This window comes from Bacteroides sp. (assembly GCF_028690125.1).
Classification (GTDB): Bacteria; Bacteroidota; Bacteroidia; order Bacteroidales; family Bacteroidaceae; genus Bacteroides.
In genome coordinates this window covers 194,011-211,160 of sequence record NZ_JAQVBV010000002.1, presented here as the reverse complement: position 1 = coordinate 211,160, position 17,150 = coordinate 194,011, and the positions used below count along the sequence as shown (strand labels likewise).

Genomic DNA, 17,150 nt, shown 5'->3' with positions numbered 1-17,150 from the left:
AACAGAAATATGAGGCGACTGTTAATCTTATTTGTTACTACATTAAGTAGTTTGGCTATATTGGCAAATACATCCTATCAGATATATAGTTTAACTTGTGAGCAATTGAAAGATCCGATGGGTATTGACACAGAGACACCTTGTTTTAGTTGGAAATTGCAGAGTACACAGCGCAGTGCTTGGCAATCTGCATATCAAATACTGGTTGCGGACTCGGAAGAACTATTAAACGAAGATCAGGCTAATATATGGAATAGCGGGAAAATCAATTCAGATTGTTCAATATTAATTCCTTTTGCAGGGAAGCAGCTGGCTTCCGCAACAACTTATTATTGGAAAGTGCGTTCTTGGAATGGGAAAGATGAATGTTCAGGATGGAGTGAACCGGCTACTTTTGTAACAGGACTGATGCAAGATAAAGAATGGGGAAAAGCGAAATGGATTGCTTTGGAAAAAGATGAGAAAATTGTGGTCCCTGCTATACACGCTCCTTTGGTCGAAAAAGAACTGAAAGATGAGAAGGTGGGAATGTATCAATTGCCTCAGTTCAGAAAAGTATTTCCGGTTTCTAAAAAAATAAAACAGGCGTTAGTCTATGTTACCGGGTTGGGACATTTCGATTTCTTCTTGAATGGAAAGAAAGTAGGTGATCATTTTTTGGATCCGGGATGGACAAAATATGATAAAGAAGCTCTGTATGTAACGTTTGATATTACGGATGATCTGAAGAATGGAGATAATGTACTCGGCTTGATGCTAGGAAATGGATTTTATAATATCCCTCGTGAACGGTATTACAAGTTATTAGGCTCTTTTGGTGCCCCGAAGATGAAACTGAAACTTTGTATTCGTTATGCTGATGGCTCCACAGAGTATTTGGTCAGTGATAAAACATGGCATACAGCAGTTAGTCCCATTACTTATTCCAGTATTTATGGGGGAGAAGATTATGATGCTACTTTAGAGCAAAAGGGTTGGAAAGATGACCCGTCGTTTGACGATAGTCATTGGCAGAAAGCGATAGAAGTAGAACAAAATATAAAGCTACGAAGTCAGATGGGGACACACTTAGTCGTACGGGAAAACGTACCGGTTGTTACTTGCTATAAAAATGAGAAGGGAAACTGGATATACGATTTAGGACAAAATTTCTCAGGTATTATTCGTGCTAAAATAAAAGGAAATAAAGGACAAGCTGTCATTTTCCGTCCTGCTGAGTTACAGAATGCTGATAAAACTGTGAATCAGCAGGCTACGGGAGCACCATTTTATTATAAATATGTCACTAATGGAACGGGTGAAATGGAGAGCTGGCAACCACAATTTAGTTATTATGGATTCCGATATGTACAAATTGAAGGAGCGGTTCCTGCAGGAAAAGAAAATCCGGATCATTTGCCTGAGATCGTGGAGCTTGAAGGACTACATACTTGTAATGTAGCTTCCGAAACAGGTTCATTTTCTTGTTCGAAGCCGATGTTCAATCAAATTTATAATCTGATAGATTGGGCGATACGCAGCAATATGGCGAGTGTATTGACGGATTGTCCTCATCGTGAGAAGTTGGGTTGGCTGGAACAGGATCATCTGATGCAATATTCTATGCAATACCGATATAATCTGGCATCACTTTACGCTAAAATAATGGATGATATGGCAGCCTCTCAATTAGAAAACGGAGCCATACCAACCATCGCTCCCGAATACGTACACTTTGCCGATGGTTTTGAAGACACTCCCGAATGGGGTTGTTCTTTCATTATTTGTCCTTGGTATATATATCAATGGTATGGAGATAAGCGTTTGATTATCGAACATTATCCGGCTATGAAAAAATATCTGGAATATTTGGGTACACGTGCCAATAATCATATCATAGCTTATGGACTGGGTGACTGGTTCGATATTGGACCCAAAAGTCCCGGTTACGCACAATTAACCTCTAATGGAGTAACAGCGACTGCTATTTATTACTACAACACAATGATGTTGAAAGAAATGGCGAAATTGCTGGGAAAAGAAGCCGATGAGAAATCTTTTGAAACTCTGGCTGAGAATATTAAAAAGGCATATAATACTACCTTCTTTCACCCTGAAGAAGGGACTTATGATAGAAACAGCCAGACAGCCGGTGCTATAAGCCTATATATGGATTTAGTAACGCCGGGAAATAAGGCAAGAGTCCTTGATAATCTTATCAAAGACATTGTAGGACGTGGCAATGCTTTGACGGCAGGTGATGTAGGCTATCGTTATGTATTACGTGCCTTAGAGAATAGTGGAAACTCTGATTTGATTTTCAAAATGAACAGCAAGTATGATGTTCCGGGTTATGGCTGGCAATTGGCTCATGGTGCTACCGCTTTGACCGAATCATGGCAGGCATATGAGAATGTGTCGAATAATCATCTAATGTTGGGCCATTTAATGGAATGGCTCTTTGGCGGATTGGGTGGAATTCGTCAGGATGAAAATTCTATCGCTTACAAGACAGTATTGATAGACCCCCAAATTGTCGGAGATGTAAAAGAAGCTAAAACCTCCTATGAGTCTCCTTACGGACGGATTGATTGTGAATGGAAGAAAATCGATAAGGCATACACTTTACAAGTAAATATCCCGGTTAATAGTAAGGCAGTTATATATTTACCTACCATTGATGTGAATAGGATAAAAGAATATGGCAAACCGATCACCCGGCAAAAGGACATTATGTTGATTGAAACGACAGACGTTAAAACTAAATGGGCAATTGGTTCCGGATCATATTTGTTTGAAGTATCTTTAACTGAATAATCAGCATTTTATTTATTCGGAAATTTGTAGTAAGTTTGCTCACATTACTGAATATAGAATGTCTTTGCGCAAGATTATACATATTGATATGGACGCCTTTTACGCTTCTGTAGAGCAGCGTGATCATCCGGAACTTCGTGGAAAACCTTTAGCTGTCGGACATGCTCAGGAACGGGGAGTTGTGGCTGCTGCTAGTTATGAAGCACGCCGTTATGGCGTTCGTTCTGCAATGTCCTCACAGAAAGCAAAACGTCTCTGTCCGCAACTCATTTTTGTTTCCGGTAGAATGGATGTTTATAAATCAGTTTCCCGCCAGATTCATGAAATCTTTCATGACTACACGGACATTATTGAACCTCTTTCTTTGGATGAGGCTTTTCTGGATGTAACGGAGAATAAAAAGAATATTTCTTTAGCGGTTGATATTGCAAAGGAAATCAAGCTTCGTATCCGGGAACAGTTGAATTTGGTCGCATCTGCGGGAGTATCTTACAATAAGTTTCTGGCTAAAATAGCTTCCGATTATCGCAAACCGGATGGACTCTGCACAATCCACCCGGAACAAGCACTTGACTTTATTGCTTGTCTCCCTATCGAATCTTTTTGGGGAGTGGGTCCTGTTACCGCAAAGAAAATGCATATGCTTGGAATCAGTAATGGATTACAACTTCGAAAATACTCGTTAGAGATGCTGAAGGCTCATTTCGGAAAGGCTGGTGCGCTTTATTATGAATGTGCGCGTGGAATTGATGAACGTCCTGTCGAAGCAATTCATATCCGGAAATCCATAGGCTGCGAACGCACCTTAGAAAGAGACATTTCTGCACATTCTTCTGTTATCATTGAGCTCTATCATGTAGCAGTCGAACTGCTGGAACGTCTTCAACGGAAAGACTTCAAAGGGAATACTTTAACATTAAAAATCAAATTCCACGATTTTAGCCAGATTACCCGTAGCATCACTCAATTACAGGAGCTGACGACTTTAGACCGTATCCTTCCGCTTGCCAAAGAATTGTTGAAGAGTGTAGAATATGAGCAGCATCCTATCCGGCTTATCGGACTTTCTGTTTCCAATCCAAAAGAAGAAGCGGATGAACAACATGGAGTTTGGGAACAGTTGAGTTTTGAATTTAGTGATTGGGACTAAAACGAAGCCTCTGTTTTTTCATATTAGGAGTATTTTTTACTTGTAACGCATTCTCTGTTGGGAAAGAACGGATCTTCTACGTTTATAGGATAGACCTTGTATTTTTATAAGATAGACTTTTTATTTACTCTTTGTACTTTTTTCTTTTTAGGATTGGATGATTTTCTTTCCTCATTTTCAGTTAGATGTGTTATCTTTGTGCTACTTAAATGACTAAAATACCATGAAACCAATGAAACATTTACTTTGTGTTCTATTACTGGCATCCTTTGGAAGTATTTCTTTTAAAGCAAATGCCTATACTGAACGCAATATGCTACAAAAAGCAGCGGATGAAACTACATTGAAAAATGTACTGTTAATGGGACAAGCATGGGTGCCTTACCCTGCTTATACGGATCGTGCCGCATGGGACTTACTGATGGGACCTAACAAACAACGTCTGATTGAGGCCGGAGAAAAACTTCTCAACTATAAGTGGCAACTAATTCCTGCCACTGCATACTTAGAGTATGAACGTACAGGAGACCGTAAGGTAATGGAAAATCCTTATGGAGCCAATGCACAGGCACTAAATACTCTAATGCTTGCTGAACTTGCCGAAGGAAAAGGACGTTTCATAGATCAACTGCTTAATGGAGCATATATGAGTTGTGAAATGAACTCATGGGTTTTGTCTGCTCATCTGCCTTACCAAAGTAGTAAGCGCTCGTTACCAGATTTTCGTGAGCAGGTAATTGACCTAGGTTCAGGTGGTTATGGTGCTTTAATGGCATGGATACATTTTTTCTTTAATAAATCTTTCGACAAAATTAATCCTGTAGTTTCTTTGCAAATGCGTACTGCGATTAAAGAACGTATTTTAGATCCCTATATGAATAATGATAATTTATGGTGGATGGCATTTAATTGGAAACCGGGACAAATCATTAATAATTGGAACCCTTGGTGTAACTCTAATGTATTGCAATGTTTCCTTTTAATGGAGAATGATAAAGATCGTTTAACTAAAGCAGTGTATCGTACCATGCAGTCTGTTGATAAATTTATCAACTTTGTGAAATCTGATGGTGCCTGTGAAGAAGGAACCTCTTATTGGGGTCATGCAGCGGGTAAACTATATGATTACTTACAAATTCTTTCCGAAGGTACCGGAGGTAAAATATCATTGTTTGCCGAGCCTATGGTCCGACGTATGGGTGAATATATGTCCCGTTCCTATGTTGGCAATGGATGGGTAGTGAACTTTGCGGATGCTTCAGCGCAGGGGGGAGGAGATCCTTTATTAATCTATCGATATGGTAAAGCTGTAAATAGTAATGAAATGATGTCTTTTTCCGCTTACCTGTTGAATGGCAATAAGCTTTATGCAACCATAAGAAATGATGCTTTCCGTTCTCTTCAATCATTACTTTGTTGTAATGATTTGGCACAAGTAACGCCGAAACGCGATATACCGGATGTAACTTGGTATCCTGAAACTGAATTCTGCTACATCAAAAATAAGAACGGTCTGTTTCTGGCAAGTAAAGGAGGTTTTAATAACGAAAGTCATAATCATAACGATGTGGGTACATTCTCCTTATTTGTGAATACGATTCCTGTATTTATTGATGCAGGTGTAGGTACATATACGAAGAAAACATTCAGCAGTGACCGCTATACTATCTGGACCATGCAAAGTGATTATCATAATCTGCCGATGATTAATGGCATTTCGCAAAAATTTGGTCAGCAATATAAAGCAATGAATACTACTTGCAACGAAAAGAAACATACTTTTTCTACAGATATTGCGGGAGCATATCCGGCAGCAGCGAAAGTCAAAAGTTGGATACGTTCTTTTACGTTGGATGGGTGTAAGCTGACCATTACTGATAATTATGCACTAAGTGAAGTACTTGCTCCAAATCAAATTAACTTTCTTACATGGGGAAAAGTTACTTTCCCTTCAGCAGGTAAAGTCTATATTGAAGTCAAGGGAGAGAAAGTAGCATTGGATTTCCCTTCTCAATTTAAAGCTGAACTGGAAACAATCAAATTAGATGATCCCCGTCTTTCTAACGTATGGGGAAAAGAGATTTATCGTATTACATTAAAAACAGACGAGAAAAAGGTGACAGGAAATTATAAGTTTGTGATTCAACAAATAAAATAACGGATTTAGTAGAAGTTATTGTTGGTACGTAGTACATTATTTCAAAGACTGTTCGTCTTTTCATATTTCTTCCCAATGTTTCAATAATGCATTATAAAAAAGAACGGAAAAACCAATCAGGCTTTTCCGTTCTTAACATTGTATAATATAGTGTGTGTTTATTTACATGGCAGGCTGCTGGTTAAGCAGTTTTTGAAGTTTACCATTCAAGGCTTGGCACATTGCACCGTTTCCCATTGCTTGATAGCGTTTAATACGGTACTGTAACATCATTACTTTTTCATTTGCATTCTTTTTCATAATTTGTTTCCTCTTTTTTTTGCTCTGCACGTTTTGAAGAGCGATTTTACATCTTGTTTTCTTTATTAACGCTGCAAAGATACGAAAAGTTTTTGAATTATATGCTGTAGAACATAAAATTTTCCTTTTTCTTCTGGTTTTTCTTCTTATAAAGAGCCTAAATGCGGAGATATTACAAATCTGTTACGTATAAACTGAATAACCTGTAATCACTTAAAAAAAAATCTTGTACCTTTGTAGGTAGTATCCTCCTTTATTTAATGGAATATATAAGTATGAAAACACAGATTCGCCTTTTGTTTATGCCGATATTATCGGTCGTAATGTTATCTTGTAGTGAATCCCACTTCCTGAAAGAGGAAGCCTATCGGAATCAGGTCATTCAAGACTTTGAGAAGAAACAACAAGCTCTCCCCAACGGAGATTTATTTGCTGTATTTTCAAATGAAGAATTAACGGAACCTGAACGGGAAGCACTTATGTTTTTGTATGCTTATATGCCGATTGGGGACGTGACCGATTATTCGGGAGATTATTATTTGCAAAATTATCGTTTGTCGGACCGAACCCGTCAGGAGATGCCTTGGGGAAAAGCAGTTCCTGATGAAATATACCGTCATTTTGTACTTCCTGTCCGAGTGAACAATGAGAATCTCGATAATTCCCGGGAAGTGTTTTATGGGGAATTGAAAGATCGGGTGAAGAACCTTTCTATGAAGGATGCAATTCTCGAAGTAAATCATTGGTGCCATGAAAAAGTTGTGTATCGTCCGAGTGATGCCCGTACCAGCTCTCCGCTAGCTTCCGTGAAGACAGCTTATGGACGTTGTGGTGAAGAATCGACCTTTACAGTAGCTGCGCTTCGTGCCGTCGGTATTCCTGCACGGCAGGTGTACACTCCCCGTTGGGCACATACGGATGATAACCATGCCTGGGTAGAAGCTTGGGCAGATGGCAAATGGTACTTCTTCGGGGCTTGTGAACCGGAGCCGGTGCTCAATCTTGGTTGGTTCAATGCGCCTGCCAGCCGTGGAATGCTGATGCATACTAAAGTTTTTGGACGTTATAACGGACCGGAAGAGATTATGCTTGAAACACCCAATTATACTGAAATTAATGTAATTGATAATTATGCCCCGGCTGCAAAGGCAGTGGTAATTGTGACTGATAAGAGTGGAAAACCTGTTTCGGGGGCTAAGGTAGACTTTAAAGTTTACAATTATGCAGAGTTCTATACCGTTGCTACAAAATATACCGATTCTGACGGCAAAGCATCATTAACAGCGGGTAAAGGAGATATGTTGGTATGGGGTTCTAAAGATGGGCAATTCGGATATAGCAAATTATCATTCGGGAAAGAAGCAACTCTGACGTTTGCATTAGATAAGAAAGAAGGCGATATATATACACTTGATTTGGATATTGTTCCTCCTGCAGAAGGAGCCAATCTTCCGGAAGTGACTCCGGAACAGCGTGTGGAAAATGACCTGCGCTTGGCAAAGGAAGATTCAATTCGTAATGCCTATGTGGCGACAATGATGACAGAAGGGCGTGCAAAAGATGCGCTTGCTCCTTTCAAGTTCAATGAATGCGACGTCGATAAGATGGCTAAGATCTTGGTTGCCTCACGCGGAAACTATCAGACATTGATTGATTTTATGAAAACGGCTGCTGCTGAAGAGAGACAATATCTTGCATTGGAATTGTTGCAAGTACTTTCGGCTAAAGATTGGAGGGATGTTTCTCTTGAGGTATTGAAAGATCATTATCAGAATGCTCCTGATCCCCGAAAATTTGGCAGAGGTGCGAGTGCAGAACTTACCAATCCGCGTGTGGCGAATGAAATGCTGACTCCTTTCCGTCATTTTTTGCGTAATGCAATTCCTCCATCGGATGCGGAAACTTTCTTGAAAGATCCCGCTCGTTTGGTAGAATGGTGTAAGAAGGAAATTAAAATAGATAATGATTTGAATTCACAACGTATTCCTATTTCTCCGGTCGGAGTATGGAATGCGCGGGTGGCAGATGAAAAATCACGTGATATTTTCTTTGTTGCAATGGCACGTACGTTGGGTATTCCTGCATGGATTGATGAAGTGACCGGAAAAGTACAGTATGTTGATATGAATCCTTTTATGGAAAATGGCAGGGAAATAAATTTAAAGGAAGGACGCACATTCGATGTAAATTTCAATGCTAGCACACCTGTACAGGCTTCTACCGGAAGGTTGATTGCTGCCTATAATCCTATTCCTTCCTTATCCGATCCTAAATATTATTCCCATTTTACCCTTTCTAAATATAAAGACGGAACTTTCCAACTCTTGAATTATGATGAGGGAGATGCAGACATGGGGGGAGGAGCCACATGGTCGAATCTTCTGAAAAAAGGTATATGGTTGGATGCCGGTTACTATATGCTTGTGTCGGGAACACGGATGGCTAGTGGAGCTGTACTTTCCGAGATCAGCTTTTTCAATGTAGAACCGGAAAAAACTGCTACAGTAGATTTAGTGATGCGCGAAAGCAAAGATCAGGTTCAGGTAATTGGAAACTTTAATTCAGAATCACTATTTTGTCCGTTAGGAAACGAAAATAAAGACAACTTAACCAGTGAAAGTTGTGGAACCGTTCAGGAAAAGTTTACTGATATTACATCACAAAGTCTTTTACAGGCTTGCGGGCGTGGATATTTTGTTGTGGGTGTGTTGGGAGTAGGGCAGGAGCCAACCAATCATGCTTTGAGAGACATTGCTGCATTAGGTAGTGAATTCGAAAAATGGGGTAGGAAAATGGTGCTTCTTTTCCCTTCCGAGGAGCAGTATAATAAATATCGTCCTTCGGAATTCCAAGGATTACCGTCTACCATTATATATGGTATCGACATAGATAACAGTATCCAGAAACAGATTGCCGAGTCTATGAAATTATCTAATCAGACCATTCTTCCAATGTTTATCATTGCCGATACATTCAACCGGGTAGTTTTTGTCTCACAAGGTTATACAATAGGATTGGGCGACCAGTTGATGAAGGTGATTCACGGATTATAGAGGACTTTAATAGATATAGCGATAGGATAGAGTGCAATAATCGTTAATTCTCTTCGGATAGCACATTTATCTAAAAAATAATTACTAGGTTTGTACGAGTGTTATGATGAAGAATGTGTTTTGCATACTATCGTTTGCACTTCTTTTTATTGGTCTTTTCCAGTTTTCCAATAGAGAAGATTTGCAGGGGTTCCGGGAACTAACCGGAATCTCTGATTTGTGTACCTCTTTGACTGTTTCTTCTTCCTCGAATTTTTCTTTATTCTTATTGGGTGATGACCAGGCTTCTTCTATGGCATTATCTTCAGCCGAAGCAGATAGCCACTCTTTAGGAATTCTGACCGCTATTTCTGTTCCGAGAAGTGTGACACCCGTTAAAACGTTGAAGTTTAATGATATTCCGACTATTGTTCAATTGTTGAGTTCGCAAGACTCCCGCTTGTCGGAAAATCAATCGAAGATTCTTGTTTCTGATACTAATTATCTGAAATATACTACGAAGTATTATATTTATACCTTGTCTCATATCATAATTTAGCCACTTTACTTCTTAAAGTTCCCTTTTTGGGGGAATCTGTGCAATATTGTTAGTCAGTCTGGATAAATTTTATCCTTTTCAGACAGAGTCTATTTGTGCGAATGATTTGTATAACCTGTTTTTATATGTTACTATGACTAGTTTATTATTATCTACATTAGCTATGATGGGATTAACTTTTCTCATCGGATTTTTTGTTGCGGCAGTAATCAAGCTGATTGCTTATGCTGCCGATTCATTTGATTTTTATAGTTCCCACCGGTTGGAACTACTTCGTTTACGTCGATGGCAACAACATCGTCAAAAGGTGGAAAGACTTATCAGGCAACTACCTTCTGTTGAGGAAGAAAACTTTATGGGAGATACCCGTGAGGATTTTAGCCGGGGAATCAATCGGAATTTCACCGGTTATTCGGGTTATTATCATGGTGTAAGTCCGGGAGCATCCGAAGAGAACCTGATGGATTATTATTATCCGCGAGACACTCACGATTTGTATCTTCAAGAAGAAGAACGTGCTCATGTCAATAAAAAGAATACCAAGAAATCTACTACTAACAAATAATAATAAAAGACTCGTATTTATGGAAAATATAGATTTTGCCACCCTGTTTCAAGGGGTAGGTACAATGATAGAAAGTGGCTGGTTACTCTCATGTGCCAGAATTTTTCTCGTGCTTCTCGGTTTAATGCTTATTTATTTAGGTTGGAAAGGGGTTCTCGAACCTATGGTAATGATTCCGATGGGATTGGGAATGGTAGCCATTAATTGCGGAACATTGATTATGCCGGATGGAACCTTAGGTAACCTCTTTCTTGACCCGATGCTTTCAGATACGGATGAATTGATGAATACCATGCAGATAGACTTTCTGCAACCTGTGTATACTTTGACGTTCAGCAACGGACTGATAGCCTGTTTCGTCTTTATGGGTATCGGAACACTTCTGGATGTAGGCTTTTTGCTCCAGAAACCTTTTGCCAGCATCTTTCTTGCCTTGTGTGCGGAATTGGGGACATTCCTTACATTGCCTATAGCTTCTGCTCTCGGACTGACATTGAAAGAGAGTGCATCTGTAGCTATGGTAGGAGGAGCCGACGGCCCGATGGTATTGTTTACCTCATTGGCATTAGCAAAACATTTGTTTGTTCCGATTACGGTGGTCGCCTATCTTTATTTAGGATTGACGTATGGCGGTTATCCATATCTGGTGAAACTATTGGTGCCAAAACGTTTCCGGGCTATTAAGATGGTAGCAAAGAAAGCTCCCAAAAACTATGATGCAAAAGTAAAACTGGCATTCTCGGCTGTGCTTTGCGCTGTTCTTTGTTTCTTGTTTCCGGTTGCCTCTCCATTGTTTTTCTCATTGTTCTTGGGTGTTGCTGTACGTGAGTCAGGCATGAAGCATATTTATGATTTTGTCAGTGGTCCGTTGCTTTATGGTTCCACTTTTATGTTAGGTTTATTGTTAGGTGTGCTTTGTGACGCGCACTTATTGCTTGATCCGAAGATATTGAAGTTACTCCTATTAGGAGTGGTAGCATTGCTCTTTTCCGGTATCGGAGGTATATTGGGTGGTTACATTATGTACTTCATTAAGCGAGGAAACTATAATCCCGTGATCGGTATTGCCGCCGTCAGCTGTGTGCCTACCACAGCAAAAGTAGCGCAGAAGATTGTAAGCAAAGATAATCCGGAGTCATTTATCCTGGGAGATGCTTTGGGTGCTAATATCTCAGGAGTAATAACTTCGGCTATCATTACCGGTATTTATATAACAATTATTCCTTATTTATAGGAAGATCGTATAAAGCTTGAATCGTATCCGTAACTCTTCGGGCGGTTGTCACATTTCGTTCATATTCGTCGATATGTACAGTGCCGCCCATAAATACGGATTCATTTTTATATTTCATGCCACTCTGGATATTCTCACGTGCTGAGAAGTGAAACTCTTTAATTCCGGTTTCTTGAGCAATCCGGGAAATATTTTTCTCATTTACTCCACACCCCGCAAGTAATGTAATTTTTCCGGCAGCCTGTATTTGTAATTCTTTAAGGAATGGAATACCGAGTTCGGCTGTGGGTTGTTGTCCTGAAGTCAGGATACGATTGCAACCTAATTCTATTATTTGTCCCAAGGCTTTCTGAGGATTACAGCATACATCGAAGGCACGGTGAAAAGTAACGGACAATCCTTTGGAAACCTTCATCAATTGCTGCATTGCCGGAATATCAATTTCTCCATCGGTTGTCAAACATCCGAATACCACTCCGTCTGCCCCTATCTTGCGAGCCATTTCTATATCTATCAGCATTGTTTTGATTTCAATGGGCGAATAAAGGAAATCTCCTCCACGAGGGCGGATAATAACGTTTAGACGGGTAGTTGTCAGTAATTCACGTGCAACTGAGATTTCTCCATAAGAAGGAGTTGTTCCTCCTTCGGGGATACCGGCACATAGCTCTACCCGGTTAGCTCCCCCTGCTTGTGCCGCCAGGCAGCTTTCTGTTGAGTTGGCGCAAACTTCAAATTGGTATTTTTCCATAGGTCGTATTAATAAATTTAGGATTAGATGATGAGAAGGGGCTGTGTTTTTTATTAATAGAACCTGTTATAAGTATATTTTTAGACGCGGATGACACGGATAACGCGGATTTAAATAATAAATATTGCGTTTATCCGCGTCATACGCGTCTAATAGTTAGTGCCTATTTGGCACAGCCCTTTTATGAGAGTTCTCTTTTGAGTCTTTATTTAGCGAAGCTTACCGCACGCGTTTCACGAATGACAGTGATCTTCACCTGTCCCGGATAAGTCATTTCATCCTGGATCTTCTTAGCGATTTCACCGGATAAACTTTCCGTTTGCTTATCGTCGATCTTATCAGCACCAACGATTACGCGAAGTTCACGTCCTGCTTGAATAGCGTAAGTCTTCGTTACACCTGTATAAGACATTGCTAATTGTTCCAGATCATTCAAACGTTTGATATATGCTTCTACGATTTCACGACGGGCACCCGGACGAGCACCGGAGATAGCATCACATACCTGTACGATAGGAGCTAATAAGCTGGTCATTTCAGTTTCATCATGGTGAGCACCGATTGCGTTGCAAATATCCGGTTTCTCTTTATACTTCTCAGCCAGTTTCATACCCAGCAATGCGTGTGGCAATTCCGGTTCTTCATCAGGCACTTTACCAATATCGTGCAACAGTCCGGCACGTTTTGCTTTCTTCGGATTCAGCCCCAGTTCCGATGCCATAACGGCACAAAGATTAGCTGTTTCACGAGCATGCTGCAACAGGTTCTGCCCGTAAGAAGAGCGGTATTTCATCTTACCGATGATACGGATCAGTTCAGGATGCAAACCATGAATACCAAGGTCGATTGTTGTACGCTTACCGGTTTCTATGATTTCTTCTTCTACTTGTTTACGCACTTTGGTAACTACTTCCTCGATACGAGCCGGATGGATACGTCCGTCCGTCACAAGCTGATGCAGAGCCAAGCGGGCAACTTCGCGGCGAACCGGGTCAAAGGCTGAAAGTACAATTGCTTCCGGAGTATCGTCTACTACAATTTCAACACCTGTAGCAGCTTCCAGTGCACGGATATTACGTCCTTCACGACCAATAATACGTCCCTTAATTTCGTCCGATTCAATATGGAATACAGTAACTGAGTTTTCAATAGCAGTTTCCGTAGCTACCCGTTGGATAGACTGGATTACGATGCGTTTCGCTTCCTTGCTGGCAGTCAGTTTGGCATCATCCATAATGTCGTTGATGTACGACTGTGCCTGAGTCTTAGCTTCCTCCTTCAATGACTCTACCAAGCGTTCTTTAGCTTCTTCGGCAGATAACCCGGAAATAGTTTCCAATTTTTCAATTTCCTGGTGTTGCAACTTATCCAGTTCTTCTTTTTTCTTATCTACAATGACAAGTTGTGTCTCCAGATTCTCTTTTACAGCTTCCGCTTCCATTTTCTTGCGCTGAATCTCTTCCTGACGCTGTCCAAGCACCATTTCACGCTGTTTTAGCTTATTTTCAGCCTGTTGGATCTTCTGGTTACGTAGTGCCACTTCTTTTTCCAGATCTGCTTTCTTGTTCAGGAATTTCTCCTTCACTTCCAGCAATTTGTTTTTCTTTATCACTTCCGCTTCTGCCTCTGCTTCTTTCAGGACATTATCGTATTTGGATTTCAGTCCGTATCTGAACAGTACATACGACAGAACTCCTCCTACGATGAGGCAAGCAATTGCTGTTGATATTATTGCTATCATTCTACATTATAATTTAAGTATATAAATAAAAAATGCACCCCCAAATACCAGAACATAAGAATGTTCGGATATTGTGCAGTGCGTGGTTATTTTCTCTTATCAGCGAACGACCGGAGATATCTTATTCCTCTTTGAAATAATTCTCCAACAGTTCATTTAACTCTTTTACCTTTTCCGTAAACGGACTGGTATCGTTACGTTGCATTAATTGCAGTTTCTCTAACGAGAACTGATATGCCACCATGGCAATAATCTTTTCCGGTTCAAGATTCTTATAATAGTTCCGGTACGCATTAAGCCTGATGTTTACCTGTTTAGCCGCTTCTCTTACCATTTCCTCTTCCTCTCGGTTGATTGTGAGCGGGTAATTTGAATCTGCTATTTGCAGGTTTATTTTTATCTTATCGTTCATACATCTCCTTCTTTACTCATTTAATAAAGCGATGCATTTATCGACTTCACGCACTAATTTTGACAATCGCAGCTTCGTCTCCTTTACGTCGCTGCCGTTAAGGCTGATTGCCGTAGCTGTTTTTAGGTTTGTGTAGTTGATTTCCAATTCATCATATTGAGCTTGCACCTTCTCGTTCTTCAGCTTTTCGTTCTCAAGAAGTCTTTTCAACTCGGCATTTTCACGTTTGATTTTATCATGTAAGAAAATCAAATGCCGTAGCTGCGTTTCAAAGGTACTCAATAACTTTTTATCTTCTTCTGTCATCACTACACCAAAATTGTACACAAAAATACGATTAACTCTGATATTACAAAAACTTTTTAGGAGAAAATGTTCTTTTTAGCCTAAAAATAGCTTGAAGTAATGTAGAATGGGGGAGATGAATGGTTTCCTCTCCTACAGAAAGTACCACGCATACTTTAGTTTTTTATAATGTATACCTTAATTAATTTTTATAATTATTCTTATTCGTACCACAGTTATTATCTTTTCGTCCCGCATCTGTTTCCGTTTCGTTCAATAACTTTGGAAAGAAACGGAAACAGATGTGGGACGAAATAACAATCGTAAAGCAAGATGCTAAGTATGGTAGCCTAATTTATTCATGTAAGCATTAAATAGACCTCACATTTTTAGTGGCACTAAACTTTTTGATCGTTCCAATAATGATTGAATTTGCAATAAGTTTTAGGTTCCCGTTGATAAATTAATTAGAAAATAGGAATGTTGCTTTTCAGGGAACAAATTAACCTTTTATATCATATTTAATCCGATTTTATGTGCTTTTGAATCAATATTTTCCTTTATTGAATAATAGTTTTCCCATTTCATCGATAAATTGCGGTATGTTTGCAAACGAACTAACAGACCAAATTTTAAACATAAACATTTGTATTTACTAACCATGAAAAAGAATCATTTATTCTCTTTTGTCGCGGCTTCGTTAATTGGAACGACCTGCATTCAGTGTACTTCTCCGAAAAATAACAAAGTGGCAGAAAGCCTTCCTCAGGAGAGTGAGCTATTTATGAAACTGCCGGATTATTGTCCCACACCGGATGGGATGGCTATTGCTCCTAATGGAGATTTAATCTTGGCGTGTCCTAACTTTGCTGATATTACCCAGCCTGCTTGTCTCATGCGTATTACTAAAGACGGCAACATCTCAAAATGGCTGGACGTACCTGTGTTGGAAGAAACCGGATGGGCATCTCCGATGGGTCTTGCTTTTAATGAAGAGGGAGACTTGTTTATTAGTGATAACCAAGGTTGGAGCGGAGCTGAGAAAGCCAAAAACAAAGGACGTATTCTTCGTTTGAAATTTGAGAATGATCAGCTGAAGGAAACAATTACGGTAGCATCCGGCTTGGAACATCCTAACGGTATCCGCATTCGTAATGGAAAACTGTATGTTACTCAAAGTTCTCTGTCACAGATTAAAGACCCTTCCGGTTTACTTGTCAGCGGCGTATATTGTTTTGATATGAACGACCGTGACATTGTAGTGACCAATACAAACGAAGACAAAAATCTTATCACAGCTGTTGTTACCAAGAATCCTGAAGTACAATACGGCTTGGATGGAATTGTTTTTGATGAAGCGGGAGATTTGTTTGTAGGAAACTTCGGCGACGGTGCTATTCACCGTATTAAAATGGATGCCGAAGGAAAAGTTCTTAGTAACGATGTATGGGCGCAAGATACTACACAGTTGCGGACAACGGACGGTATGTGTATTGACGACAAAGGAAACATCTGGGTTGCAGACTTCTCTGCAAATGCTGTTGCCCGTGTTGATAAGACCGGAAAAATACAACGTATGGCCCAAAGTCCCGATAGTGACGGTAGTAAAGGAGAGCTCGATCAACCGGGTGAACCGATCGTGTGGAACGGTCAAGTCATTGTATCTTGCTTTGATCTTGTGACTGGTCCGGACAAAGTGAATACAAAACACGACAAGCCTTTTACACTGGCTAAACTATCATTAGAAGAATAATTATAGAGTAGCCACAAACCAAAAAACGCGTAATTAATAGTATGAAACAATATTTATCGACCTTTGCCGGGTCCGCTATTTGTGGTGGATTTGCATTCGGCATCTGGCCGGAGCTCTGGAAAACATATGGTATGATGGGCGGATGGCTGGCGGCAACGCTGATTATCGGCATCATGTGGTATATGAACCATTATAATGGAGCCATCCTGAATCCTCCGGGGAAAATCTGGTTGGATCAGGGATGGTGTATCGGCTCTGCCGGAATTGCTTGGGGAATTGTCCGTTTTCAAGGAGACATTGCCAATTTTCTTTATGCAGTGCCTACATTGATCTGTTGTCTCATCGGAGGTGCCTTGGCAGGAATAGTAGTATGGAAAATCCGTTCGTGCGATTGTGCCCGAAAAATAAATTAAG

The 17,150-nt window shown here is 40.1% G+C and carries 14 protein-coding genes; 9 read left to right on the top strand and 5 right to left on the bottom strand.

Features of this window, described 5'->3' with window-relative positions; genetic code table 11:
• The first annotated feature begins 9 nt into the window (after positions 1–9).
• From PHO71_RS02460 to PHO71_RS02450, 3 genes are all read left to right on the top strand, one after another.
• Positions 10–2,796, top strand: coding sequence for a glycoside hydrolase family 78 protein (locus PHO71_RS02460; protein WP_300198369.1), 2,787 nt, complete (start codon positions 10–12; stop codon positions 2,794–2,796).
• Positions 2,797–2,854: 58 nt separating this feature from the next.
• Positions 2,855–3,946: a DNA polymerase IV gene (gene dinB / locus PHO71_RS02455; protein ID WP_300198366.1), complete on the top strand. Its 1,092-nt coding sequence runs from the start codon at positions 2,855–2,857 to the stop codon at positions 3,944–3,946.
• A gap of 223 nt (positions 3,947–4,169) precedes the next feature.
• Positions 4,170–6,104 (top strand): heparinase II/III family protein, encoded by a 1,935-nt coding sequence (locus tag PHO71_RS02450; protein WP_300198363.1) that lies wholly within the window; start codon positions 4,170–4,172, stop codon positions 6,102–6,104.
• A gap of 162 nt (positions 6,105–6,266) precedes the next feature.
• Here the strand turns inward: PHO71_RS02450 and PHO71_RS02445 are convergent, their stop codons facing one another.
• Positions 6,267–6,404: a hypothetical protein gene (locus PHO71_RS02445; protein WP_200832901.1), complete on the bottom strand. Its 138-nt coding sequence runs from the start codon at positions 6,402–6,404 to the stop codon at positions 6,267–6,269.
• Between the two features lie 275 nt (positions 6,405–6,679).
• Between PHO71_RS02445 and PHO71_RS02440 the strand changes: the two genes are divergently transcribed.
• From PHO71_RS02440 to PHO71_RS02425, 4 genes are all read left to right on the top strand, one after another.
• Entirely contained in the window at positions 6,680–9,457 is a 2,778-nt protein-coding gene (locus PHO71_RS02440) for a transglutaminase domain-containing protein (RefSeq protein WP_300198358.1), read from the top strand.
• Between the two features lie 103 nt (positions 9,458–9,560).
• Entirely contained in the window at positions 9,561–9,995 is a 435-nt protein-coding gene (locus PHO71_RS02435) for a hypothetical protein (RefSeq protein WP_300198355.1), read from the top strand.
• A 133-nt stretch (positions 9,996–10,128) separates the two neighbouring features.
• On the top strand, positions 10,129–10,560 hold the full coding sequence (locus tag PHO71_RS02430; protein ID WP_300198352.1) for a LapA family protein: 432 nt from the start codon (positions 10,129–10,131) through the stop codon (positions 10,558–10,560).
• A 19-nt stretch (positions 10,561–10,579) separates the two neighbouring features.
• Positions 10,580–11,794, top strand: coding sequence for a sodium ion-translocating decarboxylase subunit beta (locus PHO71_RS02425; RefSeq protein WP_300198349.1), 1,215 nt, complete (start codon positions 10,580–10,582; stop codon positions 11,792–11,794).
• Here PHO71_RS02425 and PHO71_RS02420 read toward each other — a convergent pair.
• The 4 genes from PHO71_RS02420 to PHO71_RS02405 form a co-directional block, all read right to left on the bottom strand.
• Complete coding sequence (locus tag PHO71_RS02420; RefSeq protein WP_300198346.1) at positions 11,778–12,545, bottom strand: copper homeostasis protein CutC; 768 nt, start codon at positions 12,543–12,545, stop codon at positions 11,778–11,780. The two genes, PHO71_RS02425 and PHO71_RS02420, sit on opposite strands and share 17 nt — an antisense overlap.
• Before the next feature lie 205 nt (positions 12,546–12,750).
• On the bottom strand, positions 12,751–14,286 hold the full coding sequence (gene rny / locus PHO71_RS02415) for a ribonuclease Y (protein ID WP_300198343.1): 1,536 nt from the start codon (positions 14,284–14,286) through the stop codon (positions 12,751–12,753).
• A gap of 121 nt (positions 14,287–14,407) precedes the next feature.
• Positions 14,408–14,698 (bottom strand): cell division protein ZapA, encoded by a 291-nt coding sequence (locus PHO71_RS02410; protein WP_300198341.1) that lies wholly within the window; start codon positions 14,696–14,698, stop codon positions 14,408–14,410.
• A 12-nt stretch (positions 14,699–14,710) separates the two neighbouring features.
• Entirely contained in the window at positions 14,711–15,004 is a 294-nt protein-coding gene (locus PHO71_RS02405; protein WP_300198338.1) for a hypothetical protein, read from the bottom strand.
• A 640-nt stretch (positions 15,005–15,644) separates the two neighbouring features.
• Between PHO71_RS02405 and PHO71_RS02400 the strand changes: the two genes are divergently transcribed.
• Together PHO71_RS02400 and PHO71_RS02395 are read left to right on the top strand one after the other, a co-directional pair.
• Positions 15,645–16,736, top strand: a complete 1,092-nt coding sequence (locus PHO71_RS02400; protein WP_300198336.1) for an SMP-30/gluconolactonase/LRE family protein — start codon at positions 15,645–15,647, stop codon at positions 16,734–16,736.
• 41 nt (positions 16,737–16,777) lie between these two features.
• Positions 16,778–17,149 (top strand): electron transporter RnfD, encoded by a 372-nt coding sequence (locus PHO71_RS02395; protein WP_300198334.1) that lies wholly within the window; start codon positions 16,778–16,780, stop codon positions 17,147–17,149.
• Position 17,150 lies beyond the last annotated feature (1 nt).